15 protein-coding genes are annotated in these 17,607 nt (G+C 61.6%); 8 read left to right on the forward strand and 7 right to left on the reverse strand.

Annotated elements, in window-relative coordinates; genetic code table 11:
- Nucleotides 1-39 precede the first annotated feature (39 nt).
- Both F506_RS06500 and F506_RS06505 read left to right on the forward strand, forming a co-directional pair.
- A complete protein-coding gene (locus F506_RS06500) occupies nucleotides 40-2,598 on the forward strand; it encodes a circularly permuted type 2 ATP-grasp protein (RefSeq protein WP_053195911.1) in 2,559 nt (852 codons plus the stop codon).
- Nucleotides 2,595-3,536 carry a transglutaminase family protein gene (locus F506_RS06505; RefSeq protein ID WP_053195914.1) on the forward strand — a complete coding sequence of 314 codons (942 nt, stop codon included), beginning with the start codon at nucleotides 2,595-2,597 and terminating at the stop codon, nucleotides 3,534-3,536. Before F506_RS06500 ends, F506_RS06505 begins: the two co-directional genes overlap by 4 nt.
- Before the next feature lie 13 nt (nucleotides 3,537-3,549).
- On the opposite strand, the gene F506_RS06510 is transcribed toward F506_RS06505, so the two are convergent.
- Genes F506_RS06510 through F506_RS06525 form a run of 4 tightly spaced genes read right to left on the reverse strand, consistent with a single transcriptional unit; the run spans nucleotide 3,550 to nucleotide 8,181 of the window.
- The gene (locus F506_RS06510; RefSeq protein ID WP_053195918.1) at nucleotides 3,550-5,592 is read right to left on the reverse strand and encodes a sodium:solute symporter family protein; all 2,043 of its coding nucleotides are present in this window, start codon (nucleotides 5,590-5,592) and stop codon (nucleotides 3,550-3,552) included.
- Nucleotides 5,582-5,875: a DUF4212 domain-containing protein gene (locus F506_RS06515; RefSeq protein ID WP_053195920.1), complete on the reverse strand. Its 294-nt coding sequence runs from the start codon at nucleotides 5,873-5,875 to the stop codon at nucleotides 5,582-5,584. The genes F506_RS06510 and F506_RS06515 overlap by 11 nt, the downstream gene beginning before the upstream one ends.
- A gap of 1 nt (nucleotide 5,876) precedes the next feature.
- The gene (locus F506_RS06520; protein WP_053195922.1) at nucleotides 5,877-7,436 is read right to left on the reverse strand and encodes a sensor histidine kinase; all 1,560 of its coding nucleotides are present in this window, start codon (nucleotides 7,434-7,436) and stop codon (nucleotides 5,877-5,879) included.
- Nucleotides 7,437-7,476: 40 nt separating this feature from the next.
- Complete coding sequence (locus F506_RS06525) at nucleotides 7,477-8,181, reverse strand: response regulator (protein ID WP_053201328.1); 705 nt, start codon at nucleotides 8,179-8,181, stop codon at nucleotides 7,477-7,479.
- Between the two features lie 229 nt (nucleotides 8,182-8,410).
- Between F506_RS06525 and F506_RS06530 the strand changes: the two genes are divergently transcribed.
- The 3 genes from F506_RS06530 to F506_RS06540 all read left to right on the forward strand — a co-directional run bounded on the left by F506_RS06530 (nucleotide 8,411) and on the right by F506_RS06540 (nucleotide 10,572).
- Nucleotides 8,411-8,845 (forward strand): hypothetical protein, encoded by a 435-nt coding sequence (locus F506_RS06530; RefSeq protein ID WP_053195924.1) that lies wholly within the window; start codon nucleotides 8,411-8,413, stop codon nucleotides 8,843-8,845.
- 199 nt (nucleotides 8,846-9,044) lie between these two features.
- The gene (locus F506_RS06535) at nucleotides 9,045-9,992 is read left to right on the forward strand and encodes a Tim44 domain-containing protein (RefSeq protein ID WP_053195926.1); all 948 of its coding nucleotides are present in this window, start codon (nucleotides 9,045-9,047) and stop codon (nucleotides 9,990-9,992) included.
- A 157-nt stretch (nucleotides 9,993-10,149) separates the two neighbouring features.
- Nucleotides 10,150-10,572: an OsmC family protein gene (locus F506_RS06540; protein ID WP_053195928.1), complete on the forward strand. Its 423-nt coding sequence runs from the start codon at nucleotides 10,150-10,152 to the stop codon at nucleotides 10,570-10,572.
- Between the two features lie 57 nt (nucleotides 10,573-10,629).
- Here the strand turns inward: F506_RS06540 and F506_RS06545 are convergent, their stop codons facing one another.
- From F506_RS06545 to F506_RS06555, 3 genes are all read right to left on the reverse strand, one after another.
- Nucleotides 10,630-11,589, reverse strand: coding sequence for an aliphatic sulfonate ABC transporter substrate-binding protein (locus tag F506_RS06545; RefSeq protein WP_053195930.1), 960 nt, complete (start codon nucleotides 11,587-11,589; stop codon nucleotides 10,630-10,632).
- A gap of 153 nt (nucleotides 11,590-11,742) precedes the next feature.
- The gene (locus tag F506_RS06550; protein ID WP_053195933.1) at nucleotides 11,743-12,348 is read right to left on the reverse strand and encodes a sensor histidine kinase; all 606 of its coding nucleotides are present in this window, start codon (nucleotides 12,346-12,348) and stop codon (nucleotides 11,743-11,745) included.
- Nucleotides 12,349-12,351: 3 nt separating this feature from the next.
- On the reverse strand, nucleotides 12,352-13,983 hold the full coding sequence (locus F506_RS06555) for a tetratricopeptide repeat protein (RefSeq protein ID WP_053195935.1): 1,632 nt from the start codon (nucleotides 13,981-13,983) through the stop codon (nucleotides 12,352-12,354).
- A gap of 392 nt (nucleotides 13,984-14,375) precedes the next feature.
- Between F506_RS06555 and recA the strand changes: the two genes are divergently transcribed.
- From recA to sucC, 3 genes are all read left to right on the forward strand, one after another.
- The gene (recA, locus tag F506_RS06560; RefSeq protein ID WP_053195937.1) at nucleotides 14,376-15,482 is read left to right on the forward strand and encodes a recombinase RecA; all 1,107 of its coding nucleotides are present in this window, start codon (nucleotides 14,376-14,378) and stop codon (nucleotides 15,480-15,482) included.
- A 56-nt stretch (nucleotides 15,483-15,538) separates the two neighbouring features.
- A complete protein-coding gene (recX, locus tag F506_RS06565) occupies nucleotides 15,539-16,006 on the forward strand; it encodes a recombination regulator RecX (RefSeq protein WP_053195938.1) in 468 nt (155 codons plus the stop codon).
- A gap of 418 nt (nucleotides 16,007-16,424) precedes the next feature.
- Entirely contained in the window at nucleotides 16,425-17,591 is a 1,167-nt protein-coding gene (gene sucC, locus F506_RS06570) for an ADP-forming succinate--CoA ligase subunit beta (RefSeq protein ID WP_050477404.1), read from the forward strand.
- Nucleotides 17,592-17,607 lie beyond the last annotated feature (16 nt).

Below are 17,607 nucleotides of genomic sequence, written 5' to 3' on the forward strand. Positions count from 1 at the left end.
CAGCCAGGATGACTGCGGCAACGGCGCCCTCGAAAATCTATGTATCAGCGCCTCCTGCAAAGCTATACCGCCGACGCCGATCGTTACGACGAGATGCTGGCTGCCGACGGTCGCTTGCGGCCGCACTGGCGCACGCTGATCGATCAGCTGGAGAATCTCTCGCCCGAGATGATGCGCCGCCGCGCCGACGAAGTGCGCGACGCCATCGCCTCCGATGGCATGACCTACAACGTCTATGCCGATCCGCAAGGCGTCAGCCGTCCGTGGGAACTGGACCTGCTGCCGCAGATCGTCGCCGCCGACGAATGGCAGAAGCTCTCGGCCGCCGTCGCGCAACGCGCGCGCCTGCTCAATGCCGTGCTTGGCGACCTGTATGGCGAACAACACTTGCTGGCCGAAGGCCTGTTGCCGCCGGCGCTGGTGTTCGGCCAGCACGGTTATTTGTGGCCGTGCCGCGACGTCCGTCCCCCGGGTGGCGTGCACCTGCATCTGTACGCCATCGACCTGGCGCGCTCGGCCGACGGCAACTGGTGGGTGATCGCCGATCGCACGCAAGGTCCTTCGGGCAGCGGCTACGCGTTGCAGAATCGCCAGATCATGACGCGCGCCCTGCCCGAGGCGATGCGCGACATGCACGTGCAACCGCTGCTCAATTATTTCCACGCGCTGCATCAGTGCCTGACGCGGCTCGCACCGAAGAGCAGCGAGCCGCCGATGGTGGTGCTGCTGACGCCGGGGCCGTACAACGAAACCTATTCCGAACACGCCTTCCTGGCGCATACGCTGGGCTTCCCGCTGGTCGAAGGGGTCGACCTCACGGTGCGCGGCGACATGGTCTACCTGAAGACGCTGACCGGCCTGCGCCGCGTGCATGCGATCATGCGCCGCCTCGATGACGATTATTGCGACCCGCTTGAATTGCGCTCGGATTCGGCGCTCGGCATTCCGGGCCTGACGCAGGCTGCGCGCTCCGGCAACGTGCTGATCGCCAACGCGCTTGGCAGCGGCGTGCTGGAATCGACTGCGCTGCACGGCTTCTTGCCGGGGATCAGCCAACGCCTGCTCGGCGAAGAGCTGGCGCTGCCGGCGGTCGCGTCGTGGTGGTGCGGCGAAAAGCCGGCGCTGGAATACACGCTGGCGCATCTGGAAGAACTGGTGATCATGCCGGCCTTCCCGTCGATGCGCATGCAACCGGTGTTCGGCCATACGCTCAATGCCACTACGCGGCGGCGCCTGATCGAAAGCCTGCAATTGCAGCCGCATGCTTACGTCGCGCAGGAGTGGGTGCGCTTGTCGCAGGCGCCGGTGCTGTCGCGCAGCGGCGAGTACCACCTGACCAATCGCACCGTCAGCTTGCGCGTGTTCGCCGCCGCCGACGGCGAGGGCGGCTATCACGTGATGCCGGGCGGTCTCACGCGCGTGGCGCCGCGCCAGCGCCGCGACGTCGTCTCGATGCAGCAGGGCGGCACCAGCAAGGACGTCTGGGTGCTGAGCGAAAAGACCGATGCCGATGACGCCGCCGGCATCGCCACCGCCATGGCCGCGGCAGAGACCAGCGTCGCGGTCGGCCCCGGTGCGATGACCGATCCGGTATCGCGCACTTCGGAACTGATCCGCACCACCGTCGACGTGTCTTCGCATGCCGGTGAAAATTTGTTCTGGATGGGCCGCTATGCCGAGCGCACCGACAATCTTGCGCGCCTGTTGCGCACGACCTTGCAATGCACGATCGAACCGCAATCCGACAATCGCGCGATCCTGCGCAGCGTCAGCGAGATTTGTATCCGTCTCGGCATCCTGATGCCGAAATCGGAGCAGGCGCATCCCACCATCACCGCCTTGCAACAAAGCCTGCAAGCGGCGATTGCGGATCCCAGCGCCACGGTCAGCATCTCCACGCACCTGCGCCACCTGCATCATTCCGGTTACCAGGTGCGCGAGCATCTGTCGCTGGACAACTGGCACGCACTCAATCGCATGCCGCCATTGGTGCAGGAGAAGATCAACTCGCCGACCGCCATGCTGCATGTCCTCAACAACGTCATCCAGGGTTGCTCGGGCCTGGCCGGCCATGCGCTGGACGACATGACGCGCGATGAAGGCTGGCAGTTCCTGATGATCGGCCGCCACATCGAACGCATGGTGCACCTGGCGGCCTTGTTCGACCAGTTCATGCAGCTCGAACCGGCGCGCCAGAATGCAGCGCTGACCTGGCTGCTGGAATCGTCGAGCAGCATCGTCACCTATCGCGTGCGGTACCGGCGCACGCCGGAGTGGCTGCAGGTGCTGCACCTGCTGGTGTTCGACGTCAGCAATCCGCACAGCATCGCCTACCAGTTCCGCATGCTGCAGCACTACCTGACCGACATCGCGCAGCAGCTCGGCATCCTCAGCATGAATATCCCGGCGCACCTGAGCGAGCAGCTGAACGGTTTTGCGTTGCCCGATTTCGCGCGCGATGCGGCGACATCGGAAGCCGCCGGCGAGCGGCTCATCCAACTCATGCGCGAAGCGCGCAGCGCCGGCTTCTCATTGACCGATGATTTGTCGCGGCATTTCTTCACGCCGCTCAGCGCACCGGTCAGCCAAGGGGTATGACGATGACCGACGCCACCTATCACATCGTCCACGAGACCAACTACCAGTATGCGGCGCCGGTGCGGCTGTCGCATCAGGTGCTGCGCCTGACGCCGCGCTCGTTGCCGTGGCAGACCTGCACCTCGCATTTCATCAACATCCTGCCGGGACCGACCAATCTGATCAACCTGTACACCGACAGCTTCGGCAACGCGCTGCAGTCATTCTCGCTGGACCAGGACCACGCCAGCCTCGATGTCTACGCGGAGTCGTGGGTGGAGATATCGTCGCGCCTGTTGCCGACCGCCACGCCGGCCTGGGAGCGAGTCGCCGAGACGCTGTCGTATCACGCCGGCCGCAGCTTGTCGGCCGACAGGCTGGAAGCGTCGCGCTTCCTGTTCGAGTCTTCGCACGTCAGGATCAAGCGTGAATTCGCGCGCTATGCCGCCGAATGCTTCACGCCCGGCTTGTCCCTGCTGCAGGGTGTCGAGGCGCTGATGAAACGCATTTTCAATGAATTCACTTTCGATCCCGAGGCGACCACGGTGTCGACGCCGGTGACCGATGTGTTCGTCAGCAAGCGCGGCGTATGCCAGGATTACGCGCACTTCATGCTGTCCTGCCTGCGCTCGCTGGGTTTGTCGGCGCGCTACGTCAGCGGCTATCTGCTGACGCAGCCGCCGCCGGGCCAGCCGCGCCTGATCGGCGCCGACGCGTCGCATGCCTGGGTATCGGTGTATTGCCCGGGGCAGGACGGCGAACCGGATTGCTGGATTGACGCCGATCCGACCAACGGCATCTTCCCCGACACCAGCCACATCACGCTGGGATGGGGTCGCGACTTCCTCGACATCTCGCCCCTGCGCGGCGTGCTGATCGGCGGCGGCCAGCAAACCATGCAGGTGGCCGTAACGGTCATGCCGTCGCAGGAAGTGCCGGGACTGCCGTTCGCCCGTTGACGAATTCTGATGGCTACGGCGTGCGAATGTGATCGATCAGCGCAATGGTCCGTTCGTCAGGCGGCGGCGTCAGCAAGCTGACGATCACCAGCGCGGCGATGCCGACCGGCACGCCGAACAGACCGGCCGAGATGGGCGCAATGTGGAACCACTGGTTCGCGGCATTGCCGCCGAAGGCCGGATGCGTGGTCATCATGTAATACACGCACATCACGAAACCGGCGACGATGCCGGCGATGGCGCCGGGCTGGTTGGCGCGCTTCCAGAAAATCCCGAACACCAGCGCCGGGAACAGCGTCGACGCCGCCAGCGAGAACGCCACCCCCACCATGGACAGAATGTCGCCCGGTTTGAGCGACGCCGCATAGGCGGCCAGCAAGGCCACCACCAGCAGCAGCAACTTGGAAATCGTCACGCGCTTTTGCGTCGAGGCGGCCGGATCGATCACCTTGTAATACACGTCATGCGACAGGGCATTGGAAATGGTCAGCAGCAGGCCGTCGGCAGTCGACAGCGCCGCCGCCAGGCCGCCCGCCGCTACCAGTCCAGAAATGAAGTAGGGCAGGCCGGCGATCTCTGGCGTGGCCAGCACGATGATGTCGCCGTCGAGCGCAATCTCGCCCAGCTGCACCACGCTGTCGTGGTTGAGATCGGTGATGCTGACCAGCGGATTGACCTTGTCGATGTTGGCCCAGTAGTAGACCCAGTCGGGCAGGTGCGAATAGGTGCTGCCGACCAGCGAGGTGTAGATGTCGTACTTCACCAGGATCGCCAGCGCCGGCACCGTGATGTAGATTAGCATGATGAAGAACAGCGTCCAGAACACCGACTTGCGCGCCTCGTGCACCGAGGGCGTGGTGTAGTAGCGCATCAGGATGTGCGGCAGCGCGGCGGTGCCGACCATCAGGCAAAACACCAGCGCCAGGAAATTGTTGCGTTTGATGTTCGCCGCGTCCTCATCCTTGCCGGGAAAGGGCTCGGTCTGCGACACCGGCGGTTGCGCGCGCGCGATGTTGTACGCCCTGGCGTCGGTCCACTTGCGTTCGGCTTCCTCCGCACTCTTGGGATAGGCCGTCAGCGCGCGGCTGGCGCTCTTGATCTCGGCCAGCGAGGCATGGCTGTTGCGCTTGATTTCTTCGATGTGATGCTGGGCGTCGATGCGGCCTTCTTCCCATGACCGCGGCAGGTTGCGCAATTTCTTTTCGTAGTCGTCGGCGCGCGCCTGGAAGATCGCGCTGACCTCCTTTTCCTTGGGATCGTCGGCGATGCGTTTTTCGGCTGCATTCAGTTTCGGCAGCACCGAACCATAGGCCACCTGAGGCACCGGCACGCTGGTGTGTTTGGCTGACAGCCAGATTACCGGGATCAGATAAGCGAACAGGATGATGATGTATTGCGCCACCTGAGTCCAGGTGATCGCGCGCATGCCGCCGAGGAAGGAGCACACCAGGATGCTGGCCAGCCCGAGGAAGATGCCGATCGAGAAATCGATGCCGGTGAAGCGCGAAGTGATCAGGCCGACGCCATAGATCTGCGCCACCACATAGGTGAACGAAATGATGATGGTGGCGATCACCGCGAGGATGCGCACCAGGTTGCCGCTGTAGCGACCCGGATAGCGCTCGGCCAGGAAGTCGGGGATGGTGTACTGGCCGAACTTGCGCAGATAGGGGGCGATCAGCAGCGCCACCAGGCAATAGCCGCCGGTCCAGCCCATGATGTAGGCCAGGCCGTCGAAGCCTTGCAGGTACAGGCCGCCGGCCAGGCTGATGAAGGTCGCCGCCGAGATCCAGTCGGCCGCCGTCGCCATGCCGTTGAACAGCGCCGGCACGCGTCGTCCGGCGACGTAATATTCAGGCACGTCGGAGGTGCGGCTGACCACGCCGATGCCGGCGTACAGCGCGATCGTCACGAACATGAACAGATAGCCGATCCAGGCGCGCGGCATGCCTTCGTGTTCGAGCACCGCCAGCACCAGCAGGAACAGGATGAATCCGACCGTGTACCACGAGTAGTAGCGCGTCAGCCGCCAGAAAAAATTCTTGTCACTCTCCATGCGTGTGCTCGCCGGTTTGTTGTAGTTGCCGTTGTGCGCGTCCCATCCAGATCGTATAGACCACCACGATCGCCAGGTAGACCAGCATGATGCCCTGCGCCGCCATGTAGAACGACAGCGGCCAGCCGAACAGGTTGACGCGATCGAGCTCGCGCGCAAAGAACACGGCGCCGAAAGTGAGCACGAACCACAGGCCCAGCAGCGCCATGGTCAGGCGGCGCGTCTTGTCCCAGTAGCTAGGCGGAGAAGATGGTGCGGTTGCGGAGGAGGTCTTGTGTTCCATGTCAGCCGATGTCATCCATGTAGGTCTGGCGCGGCGTCATGCGCAGCGTCACGCGGAACAGGCAGCCCGGCGTTTTCGGGTCGGTGCTGCGCGGGTTGTTGGAGATGTCGACCGTGGCCTCATGCTGCTGCGCGATTTCGCGCACGATGGCCAGGCCCAGGCCGCTGCCCGCGGTATGGGTGCCGAGGATGCGGTAGAAGCGTTCGAACACGTGACCGCGTTCGGTCGGCGGGATGCCGGGGCCGGTGTCTTCCACTTCCAGGAATGCCTGTCCGGTTTCCTCGTCCGCGCGCGCCCGCACGGTGACGCTGCCGAGCGCCGGCGTGTAATGCAGGGCGTTGTCGAGCAGGTTGCTGAGCAGCTCGCGCAGCATGATCGGATTGCCCGAAATCATGATGGGATGTCCGGGCTGTTCGAAGCCCAGATCGATGCGTTGCGTGAACGACATCGGCACCCATTCCTGCACGACGTTGCGGGCCAGTTCCGACAATTCGATCGGTTCGAACGGTGCGGTGGCGGGCGTCTGGTTTTCGGCGCGCGCCAGCGACAGCAATTGATTGACCAGGCGCGTGGCTGATTCGGAGCTCTTGGCCAGTTGTTCCAGCGAGCGGTGGATGTCGGTCTGGTCGGTCTGGCGAAGGGCAAGTTCGGATTGCATGCGCATGCCCGCCAGCGGCGTTTTCATCTGGTGGGCGGCGTCGGCGATGAAGCGTTTTTGCAGCGCGATGGTTTGCGACAGCCGTGCCAGCATGTCGTTGAGCGAACGCACCAGCGGCGAGATCTCTTCCGGCACCTGGCCCGAGTCGATCGGGCTCAGGTCGTCGGGACGGCGCGCCCGGATGCGCTGCTGCAATTCCGACAGCGGCGACAAGCCGCGCGACAGCGCGAACCACACCAGCGCCAACGCCACCGGCAGGATCACGAACTGAGGCAGGATCACGCCCTTGATGATTTCATTGGCGAGCTGGGCGCGTTTTTCAAGTGTTTCGCCGACCTGCACCGTGGCCAGGCGCGGCTCCTTCGACGACGCGGCGCGCTGTTCGGACGTGCGCCGCAGGTCGACCTGGGTATAAGCGATGCGCACGTCGTTGCCGTGCAGGATGTCATTGCGGAACTGCACGGTGCCGATGGTCTTGTCTTCTTCAAGCGGCGGTTGCGGCATGTCGCGATCGCCTTCGACGAACTCGCCGCGCGGGCCGGTAATTTGGAAATAGATGTTGTCGATGTCGTCGGCGCGCAGCAGGTCGCGCGCCGAGACCGGTAGCCGCGCCACGGTCTTGCCGTTGATTTCGGAGACTTGCTGGGCCAGCACGGTGACGCTGTCTTCGAGTGCGCGGTCGAAGGGCTGGTTGGCAATCGATTGCGCAATCAGATAGGTGATGGCGATGCTCATCGGCCACAGCAGCAGCAGCGGCGCCAGCATCCAGTCGAGGATTTCGCCGAACAACGAGCGCTGGATGCGTTCTTCCGGCTGCGTCTCGATGACGGTGCGGCGTTTGCCCTTGGCAGGTGCAGAGGAAGCGGTTACCGGTTGCGGATCGATAGGGCGGGCGTCAGGCATGGCTCAGGCCTGCGCAAGGCGAGTGGGAGAAATGGCGTGCTCAGGCGTTGCTGGCAACGCCGGCGCTCGCGAGGGACTCGGGCAGTTTTTCCAGGCAATAGCCGAGGCCGCGCACGGTGGCGATGCGGATGCCGCCGACTTCGATTTTCTTGCGCAGGCGGTGGACATAGACTTCGATCGCATTATTGCTGACTTCCTCGCCCCATTCGCATAGATGATCCACCAGCTGTTCCTTGGAAACCAGCCGCCCCGTACGCTGCAATAATACTTCGAGCAGTCCCAGTTCGCGCGCGGAAAGATCAAGCATTTGTTCGCCGATGTAGGCGATGCGGCCGACCTGGTCGTAGCTGAGCGATCCGTGGCGGATGACGGTCGGGCCGCCGCCCGCGCCGCGGCGGGTCAGGGCGCGCACGCGCGCTTCCAGTTCGGACAGGGCAAACGGCTTGGCCATGTAATCGTCGGCGCCCAGATCGAGGCCTTGCACGCGCTGCTCGACCGAATCGGCGGCGGTGAGGATCAGCACCGGCAAACGGGAATTGCGTGCACGCAGGCGCCGCAGCACTTCCAGGCCGGACATCTTGGGCAGCCCGAGATCGAGGATCAGCAAGTCGAAATCCTGCGTCGACAGCGCAGAATCGGCTTCGACGCCGTTCTTGACGCAATCGGCGGCATAACCGGAATGGCGCAGCGAGCGCGTCAAACCGTCGGCCAGAACACTGTCATCTTCTGCAAGCAGGATACGCATGGGGTGATCCGCGCAGATCGCGGCCATTGTCTCGAGTTATATTTAGGAGTATTGCAATATTTTTCTGCATATTCTACTAAATCGAAGGCTATTGCAATGCATAATCAGGCCTGTTCTTGCGCTGGCGCAAAGTACCTTATTTTTCTGTAAGCCCTTGATAAATCAGCTTAACGCCCGCATTTGCGGCTACTGTTGGTATAATTTTCGAGTTGATTGTCTTAAAACTGCGATGAAGCGTCTGTTTGCCATTTTGCTGATCTGTTTGCTGCCCGTGCAAGTCTTTGCAGGGATGCTCACGTACAAGACCGCCATCGACTCGGCGGCGCTTGAGCAGCAAGTGCAACAACAGGAGCAATTGCGCCAGGCGCTCGAGCTCGCCGCCATTGCCGGCAGTGACGCCAACGCCGATATTGCGGACGATGCCGCTCAGCAGCAGGCGCTGGCCGACGCTGCCGCTACTGCCGATGCTGCCGACGGCGACGACGACCTGTCGTACGCCGATACCGAAGATTTTTCCAGCCATGCCGGCGTGGGCGACGAAACCGTGCTCAATCCGGCCATGGCTTTTGTTGCCGATTCGGCCACATTGGCGCCTGCATTGCGCAGCGACGATGCGCGCCAACCGCCTTTCCTCCCTCTCGCCGGCCGTCCGCCGCGCGTTTAAGCCCCCCTTTGCCGTTCGCGGCAAGCACCGGTTTTCGTCTCTCGTGCGGCGATAGCTGATTGCGCGCGTCTTGCGCCTGCAACCCGGCAACCCGGCAACCCGCGGCATCCGGCATGAACCGGAGCACATCAACCCAGTTTCCTTTTGTTTTACGGCCGATGCGACCGCCTTCGCATCACATTCCATCTCAGGAGATAGCATGAAAAAAGTATTTGTCGCGCTGATAGTGGCTGCGATGACCCTCGCGATCGGCGTCACCAGCGTTGAGGCCAAGCGCCTCGGCGGCGGCGGTTCGATCGGCAAGCAGTCGTCGGGCGCCAGCCGCCAGGCGCAAAGCCCCATGCAGCAAAACCAGGCCGCAGCGGCCAAGCCGGCTGCGCCCGCCGCAGCCCCTGCAGCAGCGCCGAAGCCTAGCCCATGGAAGGGCATTCTCGGCGGCGCCTTGCTGGGCTTGGGCCTGGGCGCGCTGTTGTCGCACTTCGGCCTTGGCGGCGCCATGGCCAGCATGATCAGCACCATTCTGATGGTCGCCCTGCTGGCTTTCGCCGCCATGTTCATCTACCGCATGTTCCGCCGCAAGTCGGAAGCCAACGGCAACAGCAATGAGCGTCCGGCCTACGCCGCCAATCAAGGCGACTATGGCAACCAGACGCCGGCCATCGGCTCGCAACTGGACGCCGCGCAACCGAAGGCGCTGCAAGGCAATGCCTTCGGCGGTGCGACTGCTGTCGGCGGCACCGGTGGCGCTGCGTTCGAGCCGACGTCCTACGGCATTCCTGCAGACTTCGATACGGTCGGTTTTGTGCGCAATGCCAAGACTTACTTCATCCGTCTGCAAGCAGCCTGGGACAAGGGCGACGCCAATGACATCCGTGAATTCACGACGCCGGAAATGTTCGGTGAACTGAAGATGCAATTGACCGAGCGCGGCGCGTCGGCCAATCACACCGACGTGGTGTCGCTGGATGCGGACATGCTGGGCGTCGAGACGGTCGGCAACGACTATCTGGCAAGCGTGAAGTTCTTCGGCTTCATCAAGGAAGACCCGAACGCCTCACCTACCCAGTTCAACGAAATCTGGAACCTGTCCAAGCCTGTCTCCGGCAACGGCGGCTGGGTATTGGCAGGCATCCAGCAACTGTCCTGATCGAAGTTTGACAGGACTGGAAAGCCGCTCTCCGGAGCGGCTTTTTTTTTGCCCTTCGGCGCGACGTCCTCAACTCCTACGTCCGCTTGCGCGCTTGTCCTATGTCACCCTCGCGGCGGTCGTCGCATGATGACCCTTTAGCCCAAAGGAGAACACCATGCAACGACAAGCTTCCGCCGTCTGGAACGGCAGCCTGAGAGATGGCAAGGGTGCACTGACCACCGAGAGCAAGACGCTGGATGCGACCCAGTATTCGTTTTCCACGCGCTTTGAAAACGGCGTAGGCACCAATCCCGAAGAACTGATCGCGGCCGCGCATGCGGGCTGCTTTTCAATGGACTTGTCCAGCCGCCTCGGCAAGGCTGGTCTCGGCGTCGAGCGCATCGACACCAATGCCACGCTGACGCTGGAAAAGGTGGAAGACGGTTTCTCCATCACGACCATCGTGCTGGACGTCAAGGCCAAACTGCAGAACCCGGATCAGGCCAGGTTCGACGAAGCGGTCGATGCGGCAAAGAAGGGTTGTCCTGTGTCGAAGGTACTGAAAGCCGATATCAGCGTATGCGCCAGCCTGGTTTGAGATTGAGCGGCGAGAGCCGGCCGGCGGTTATTGCGCCGGGCCGGTCCGTAGTCGCACTCAAGCCGGCTTCCAGATCGCCACATCGGTGGCGTTGACCTTTTTCGGCAGCAAGCCCGCAGAGAAGAACGTGTCGGCGATGCGTTGCTGTTCACCGAGCGCATTCACCACGACCGCGCGCACGTCATAGCTGCGGCGGCTATTCGCGAGTTCGATGGTCGCTGCATCCAGGCCCCAGATCGGCGCCAAGAACGCGGCCGCTTCCTTCGGATTTTGCCGCACCCACAATCCCGTCTTTTTCAATTCGTAGAACACGATTGCCAGCACCTCTGGATGCGCTGCGGCAAATGGCGTCGATGCCAGGTAATAGCGCTGGTAGTCCGCGACATTGCGGCCGTCCGACAAGATGCGCACCTGCGTCTGTTTCTGCACGCCCGCGAGGAAAGGATCCCAGGTCACCCACGCGTCCACGCTGCCGCGTTCGAATGCGGCACGGCCGTCGGCCGGGGTCAGATAGGCGGCATCGATGTCGCTGAATTTCAGGCCGGCTTTTTCCAGTGTCGCGATCAACAGGTAATGCACGCCGGCCGCCTTGGTCACGGCGATTTTTTTGCGCTTGAGATCGGCCACGTTCCTGATCGGCGAATCGGCGCGCACGACGATCGCTTGCGCCGATGGCGACGGCGCTTCCTGCGCCACGTAGGTCAGTTTTGCCCCGGCGGCCTGGGCGAACACCGGCACGGTGTCGGCCACGTCGGCGCTGAGGTCGACGCCGCCGACGTTGAGCGCCTCCAGCAGCGGCAGGCCGCTGGAGAACTCATGCCAGCTGATCTTGACATTGCGTGGCGCGAGCAATTTCTCGAGCGTGCCATTGGCCTTGAGCACGGTCAGCAGGGTGGAGGATTTTTGATAACCGATGCGCGCGGACACTGGTTTGCCAGTTTGTGCGAAGGCGGGCAGGCCCAGTGCGGCAGTGCCGGCGCTTGCTGCGCTCAGCTGGAGGAAATGGCGGCGTTGCATGATGTCCTTTTCTTGTTCGAGTCTGTCAGGCCGCCTCTTGCAAACGAGGCCGGGCTGTCCCTGTCGGGTCAACTCTACGGACGAAGTCCGGAGAAAAGAACGATTTTTTTCGCGCTTGCTTATGTGCTCAGCGCATGCCGCACGGGTCCGGAATCAGGGGATATGCAACTCGAACTGGGCGCCGCCGTCAGGATGATCGGCCAGCCGCGCCTCGCCGTTCTTGTCGCCCTTGTGGTGGGCGGCGGCGATGGCCTTGCACAGGCCCATGCCGAGGCCGGTGGAGGGTTTGACTTCGTGCGTGCCGATGCCGGGGCCGTCGTCGCGGATGCTGAAGATCACGCCGTTGCCATCTTTGCGGCAGGCCAGTTCGATACGCGAGCGGGCGAAACGGGTTGCGTTCTGTAACGCCGCTTCGAGCGCCAGGCCGACCAGGTTTTCATCGAAGAAGGCGACCAGCGGCATGCCTTCGCTGTTGATCGTGACCTCGAGGCCGGATTGATTGATGGTCAGGTGGCGCAGCAGGCCTTCCAGGAAATCCTGCGGCGACCATGCTTCGATCTGCGCCGTCAGTCCTTGCGAGGACGCTTTGTAAAGCGTGAGGAAGCCGATCAGCTTTTCCTGCAAGGTGAGGCAGGTCAGGTGTGCATGGCCGGCGCGTTCGTCGGGAGACTCTGCGGCAAGCACGCGCAATTCACCCTCAAGCACGCCGAGCGAATTCTTGATGTCGTGAACAATGATGGCGGCCAGTTTTGCGTCCATGGGTCAGCTTTTCTGCGCGGCTTTGGCGACCGCATCGCGTAGGAATTTATGCATCTTGCTGACGCGGTCGTTGCCCGGGATCAGACGGTCCAGCGTATTGAGGTAGCGGTTGACGCGCTTGACGTATTCCTGATTGATGCCGCGCTGGCTCATCCACAGCAGATGCAGCTGGGCGGCGGCCATCAGCACGCCGGTGTTTTCCGGCATGCTGTGCAATGCTTCTTCCAGTTTGGCCAGCGATTCGTCCGGCTTGGCGCTGCGCATCAGGGAGTTGGCTTCGGCGATGATGCCCATGCACTGTTTGACGGCGCCGTCGACCAGCTCGTCGGTCATGGTTTCCTTGCCGCAATCGGCCAGCACTTTGCGCGCCAGCGCCAGCAGCGTCTTGTTTTCGTGGTCCGACTTCACGGCCTGCGAAATCAGCTGCGCGCCTTCTTCGTCGCGACCGACCGAGAATGCCGCCTTGGCCAGCGCCAGCGTCGCCATTTCGGACGGCGAGCCTTCGGCGGCGTTGCGCGCCGCTTCGAAGGCCATCTCGGCGGAAATCATGTCGCCCAGCTGGACGTGCGCCTGCGCGGCCACGGCCGATTGTGTCGAGATGAACATCTTCGATTCGGCGTAGCGCTTGGGCGCGCTGGCCAGCAGCGCCAGCGCCGCATCGGCGTCGCCGGTGTCGATGTGCACCTGCGCCAGCGTCAGCAAGTCGCTCGGCTGCGCGGTCAGCGAGCCCTTGGTGTGCTTGAGCACCTTGTCGAACGCTTCCTTGGCCTGGTCGAGGTCGCCGACGCGATAGGCAGCGTCGCCGACCAGGCGGCTGCGGCGCGCCGACGGAATGATTTCCGACGAACGTGCGAGCGCGTCCAGCGCCTGTTGCTGATTGCCTTGGGCGTCTTCAATCTGCGCCAGCAGGTCGTAGGCTTCAATATATTGCGAATTCTGCGCCAGCACGGCTTGCACCAGCACCTTGGCGTCGGCGTATTGACCCGCCACGATATTGCAGCGCGCCATGCCGACCTTGGCCCATACCAGGTCGTCGCGCATCTCCAGCGCTTGCGCGTAGACCGCGCGCGCTTCTTCGATGCGGCGCAATTCGATCAGCAGGCTGCCCTTGGTCTTGAGGATGTCGACGATCCACTTGGGCGCCACCTTCAGCACGTTGTCGCATTCGACGACAGCGCCGGCCTGATCCTTGCGCTTGAGTTTTTCATTGATCGGCAGCAGCGCGTTTTGCTTATCGAGCAGGCGTTCGATGCGATCGGCCAGCTTGGACGCGGTCAGCGGCTTGAGCATGTAGGCGTCGGGCTGGAATTCAGCGGCGCTGGCGACCAGGTTGTAACCGCTTTCGGCCGTGACCATGATGAACATGGTTGTCGGCGGCAGCAGGTGTTGGGTGCGGAAGAACTCCAGCAACTGCTGACCGTTGGTTTCCTTGTTCAGGTTGTAGTCGCACACGATGAGGTCGTAAGCGCTCCCTCCCTGGACGGCGCGAATCGCCTCGTCGGGAGTGCCGGCCTGGTCGACTTTGGTAATGCCGAGCTGGCCCAGATGCATGCGAATGTTTTGGCGCATGGCCGGCATGTCGTCGATGATGAGCGAACGCAGGCTGGAAATGCGGCTGAATGGAACCAAGGTCATAGGGGAAAGCAGAAAACTCGCAATGTTACTAGCTGGAAATGTATATCAAATACGTTGAATATCCGGATTAAATACGGGATATTCATTGAAATCATCTGCATTATCGCTGAAAGCTGCGCCAGTCGCCCTCCCGGAAAGTGGAGGCCGACCTTGCGCATGCATGAACCGTACCGGCATGGCCGTTATAATCGGAATCGGCGGCATACTAACAGAGTATCGAAAATTTTTCGCTTCGAAGCCGTATTCCCAGCGTTCCCGCGCGATTTCGACTTATTCTGCTCTTCCAAATTGCAACAGCAGAAAAAGAACTTGCACAAACAACTGTTTTTTTATACAGTGCTGCTTAGTTGATCTCTGACTGATCCGAACGAACACTTTGTTGAAAGAACCCTATGGACGATAAAAAATCCGCGAACAACTCTGAGAAGGGCAAAGCGCTGGCCGCAGCCCTTGCACAGATCGAGAAGCAATTCGGCAAAGGCTCGGTCATGCGCATGGAAGACGGCGCGGTCCTCGAGGAAATCCAGGTCGTCTCGACCGGTTCCCTCGGCCTGGACATCGCACTGGGTGTCGGCGGTCTGCCGCGCGGCCGTGTGATTGAAATCTACGGTCCGGAATCCTCGGGTAAAACCACGCTGACGCTGCAAGCTATTGCTGAAATGCAAAAAATCGGCGGCACTTGCGCCTTTATTGACGCGGAACACGCGCTGGACGTGACTTACGCACAGAAACTGGGCGTCAACCTGTCCGATCTGCTGATTTCGCAGCCCGACACCGGCGAACAGGCGCTGGAAATTACCGATGCACTGGTGCGCTCCGGCGGCGTAGACCTGATCGTCATCGACTCGGTCGCCGCCCTGACGCCGCGCGCCGAAATCGAAGGCGACATGGGCGATTCCCTGCCAGGCCTGCAAGCACGTCTGATGTCGCAAGCATTGCGCAAGCTGACCGGCAGCATCAATCGCACCAGCACCACCGTGATTTTCATCAATCAGATCCGCATGAAGATCGGCGTCATGTTCGGTAATCCCGAAACGACCACCGGCGGCAATGCGTTGAAGTTTTACGCCTCCGTGCGCCTGGATATCCGCCGCACCGGTTCGATCAAGTCCGGCGATGAAGTCATCGGCAGCGAAACCAAGGTCAAGGTCGTCAAGAACAAGGTTGCGCCGCCATTCCGCGAAGCCCATTTCGATATTCTTTATGGCGAAGGCACATCGCGCGAAGGTGAAATCCTCGACCTGGGCTCGGATGCCAAGATCGTGGAAAAGTCCGGCGCCTGGTACAGCTATAACGGCGAACGTATCGGCCAGGGCAAGGACAATGCACGCAATTTCCTGAAAGAACGTCCGGAACTGGCGCGCGAAATCGAAAACAAGGTACGTGTTTCGCTGGGCGTTCCTGAATTGGGGGCCGGTAGCGCAGGGGCTCCCGCTGCTGCAACGCCGGCCCCGACCGGCAAAGGCTCTGCAAAGAACGTCGCTGCAGAAGAATCCTGATGTCGTTGTACTTCGTTCGTGTCTTGTCGGTCGCAACGATCGCGACGGTGTGACCGATGCCCAGGCCGCAAATCAGCCTGAAGGCGCGAGCGCTCAAATATCTCTCTTCACGTGAGCATAGTCGTCTCGAACTTGCGCGTAAGCTAACCCCTTACGCGCAAGATGGCGACGATATCGAAGCCTTGCTCAACTGGCTCCAAGACGCCAAATTCCTTTCCCAAGAACGTTTTTCCGAATCGCTGGTGCATCGTCGCGCCGGACGTTACGGCAACAATCGCATCCTTTCCGAATTGAAAAGCCACGGTATCACCGGCGAAGCGCTGGGCGATGCCAAAGTCGGGCTGAACCAGGGTGAAAACGAACGTGCGCGCGAAGTCTTGCGGCGCAAGTTCAGCGAAGTGCCTGCCGACGCCATGGCGCGCGCCAAATGCATGCGCTTTCTGCAGCAGCGCGGATTTTCCCATCGGGCGATTCAGGCTGCGGTCAAAACTGCCTGGAGCGATGATCACGATGATGGTGATTGACCGATCGGTCGATTAATCGCGATTTCTCCCCTCATGTATAGCGCAGCCTGATTTTTGCGGGCGAAGCACTCTTTTCAAAATAGTCTCCATAAGCCCATCCTGCTGCCTAGGCGGGGCAAGCTGTGCTAAAATCTCCGGGTTTTTGCTGCGCCGCATTAGCGGCTGTCATGGCAATCTTTGCGATGACGACACGCAATGCGACAACGATTAATGTTGATCAAATGGCATTCTCTATGCCCAATGCACTGTCTGCACCTTCTACTAAGCAATCCGCCCGGCTGCGTCAGCCGCGCCTCTCCTCGTTCGGGGAAAGCGCGCCAGCGCGGATTCTTGCCTCCATTCGCGCCGCGCGGTGTTGCCGCCAGCCGGATTTCAATCCAGTAAGTTTTATTTAATAGTGTCTTAAAGGGAAGCTCCCATGAAAATCCATGAGTATCAGGGCAAAGAAATCCTCCGCCAATTCGGCGTGACCGTTCCACGCGGCATTCCATGCCAATCCGTTGAAGATGCCGTCAAGGCAGCTGAAACGCTGGGCGGTCCGGTGTGGGTCGTCAAGGCGCAAATCCACGCGGGTGGCCGCGGCAAGGGCGGCGGCGTGAAAGTCGCCAAGTCCCTCGAGCAAGTCAAGGAATACGCGAGCCAGATCCTCGGCATGCAACTGATCACGCACCAAACCGGTCCTGAAGGCCAAAAAGTGCGTCGCCTGCTGATCGAAGAAGGCGCGGACATCAAGAAGGAACTGTACGTTTCCATGGTCACCGATCGCGTCAGCCAACGCGTGGTCCTGATGGCCTCCAGCGAAGGCGGCATGGACATCGAAGAAGTTGCCGAAAGCCACCCTGAGCTGATTCATCAGATCGCCATCGATCCATCCACCGGCCTGACCGACGCCGATGCCGACAGCATCGCCACCAAGATCGGCGTTCCAGCCGCTTCCGTGGTCGACGCGCGCAAGCAACTGCAAGGCCTGTACAAGGCATATTGGGAAACCGATGCATCGCTGGCCGAAATCAACCCGCTGATCCTGACCGGCGACGGCAAGGTCATCGCACTGGACGCCAAGTTCAACTTCGACTCCAACGCACTGTTCCGCCATCCTGAAATCGTCGCTTACCGCGATCTGGACGAAGAAGATCCGGCCGAAGTCGAAGCATCCAAGTTCGACCTTGCCTATATCTCCCTGGACGGCAACATCGGCTGCCTGGTCAACGGCGCCGGTCTGGCCATGGCCACCATGGACACCATCAAGCTGTTCGGCGGCGAGCCTGCCAACTTCCTGGACGTCGGCGGCGGCGCCACCACGGAGAAGGTTACCGAAGCATTCAAGATCATGCTGAAGAACCCTGAACTGAAAGCCATCCTGGTCAACATTTTCGGCGGCATCATGCGCTGTGACGTGATCGCCGAAGGCGTGATCGCCGCGTCCAAGGCCGTTTCCCTGAAAGTGCCGCTGGTCGTGCGCATGAAGGGCACCAACGAAGAAATCGGCAAGAAGCTGTTGGCCGACTCCGGCCTGCCGATCATCTCGGCAGACAGCATGGAAGAAGCTGCGCAAAAAGTTGTTGCTGCAGCCAACGGTAAATAATAGGACAAGGAATAGC

Origin of the sequence: Herbaspirillum hiltneri N3 (assembly GCF_001267925.1) — a bacterium.
Lineage (GTDB): Bacteria > Pseudomonadota > Gammaproteobacteria > Burkholderiales > Burkholderiaceae_D > Herbaspirillum > Herbaspirillum hiltneri.

Excerpts from the sequence above, each read along its gene's own strand:
- F506_RS06500 (WP_053195911.1), top strand. The coding sequence starts at position 40 with ATGTATCAGCGCCTCCTGCAAAGCTATACCGCCGACGCCGATCGTTAC.
- F506_RS06505 (WP_053195914.1), top strand. The coding sequence starts at position 2,595 with ATGACGATGACCGACGCCACCTATCACATCGTCCACGAGACCAACTAC.
- F506_RS06510 (WP_053195918.1), bottom strand. The coding sequence starts at position 5,592 with ATGGAGAGTGACAAGAATTTTTTCTGGCGGCTGACGCGCTACTACTCG.
- F506_RS06515 (WP_053195920.1), bottom strand. The coding sequence starts at position 5,875 with ATGGAACACAAGACCTCCTCCGCAACCGCACCATCTTCTCCGCCTAGC.
- F506_RS06520 (WP_053195922.1), bottom strand. The coding sequence starts at position 7,436 with ATGCCTGACGCCCGCCCTATCGATCCGCAACCGGTAACCGCTTCCTCT.
- F506_RS06525 (WP_053201328.1), bottom strand. The coding sequence starts at position 8,181 with ATGCGTATCCTGCTTGCAGAAGATGACAGTGTTCTGGCCGACGGTTTG.
- F506_RS06530 (WP_053195924.1), top strand. The coding sequence starts at position 8,411 with ATGAAGCGTCTGTTTGCCATTTTGCTGATCTGTTTGCTGCCCGTGCAA.
- F506_RS06535 (WP_053195926.1), top strand. The coding sequence starts at position 9,045 with ATGAAAAAAGTATTTGTCGCGCTGATAGTGGCTGCGATGACCCTCGCG.
- F506_RS06540 (WP_053195928.1), top strand. The coding sequence starts at position 10,150 with ATGCAACGACAAGCTTCCGCCGTCTGGAACGGCAGCCTGAGAGATGGC.
- F506_RS06545 (WP_053195930.1), bottom strand. The coding sequence starts at position 11,589 with ATGCAACGCCGCCATTTCCTCCAGCTGAGCGCAGCAAGCGCCGGCACT.
- F506_RS06550 (WP_053195933.1), bottom strand. The coding sequence starts at position 12,348 with ATGGACGCAAAACTGGCCGCCATCATTGTTCACGACATCAAGAATTCG.
- F506_RS06555 (WP_053195935.1), bottom strand. The coding sequence starts at position 13,983 with ATGACCTTGGTTCCATTCAGCCGCATTTCCAGCCTGCGTTCGCTCATC.
- recA (WP_053195937.1), top strand. The coding sequence starts at position 14,376 with ATGGACGATAAAAAATCCGCGAACAACTCTGAGAAGGGCAAAGCGCTG.
- recX (WP_053195938.1), top strand. The coding sequence starts at position 15,539 with ATGCCCAGGCCGCAAATCAGCCTGAAGGCGCGAGCGCTCAAATATCTC.
- sucC (WP_050477404.1), top strand. The coding sequence starts at position 16,425 with ATGAAAATCCATGAGTATCAGGGCAAAGAAATCCTCCGCCAATTCGGC.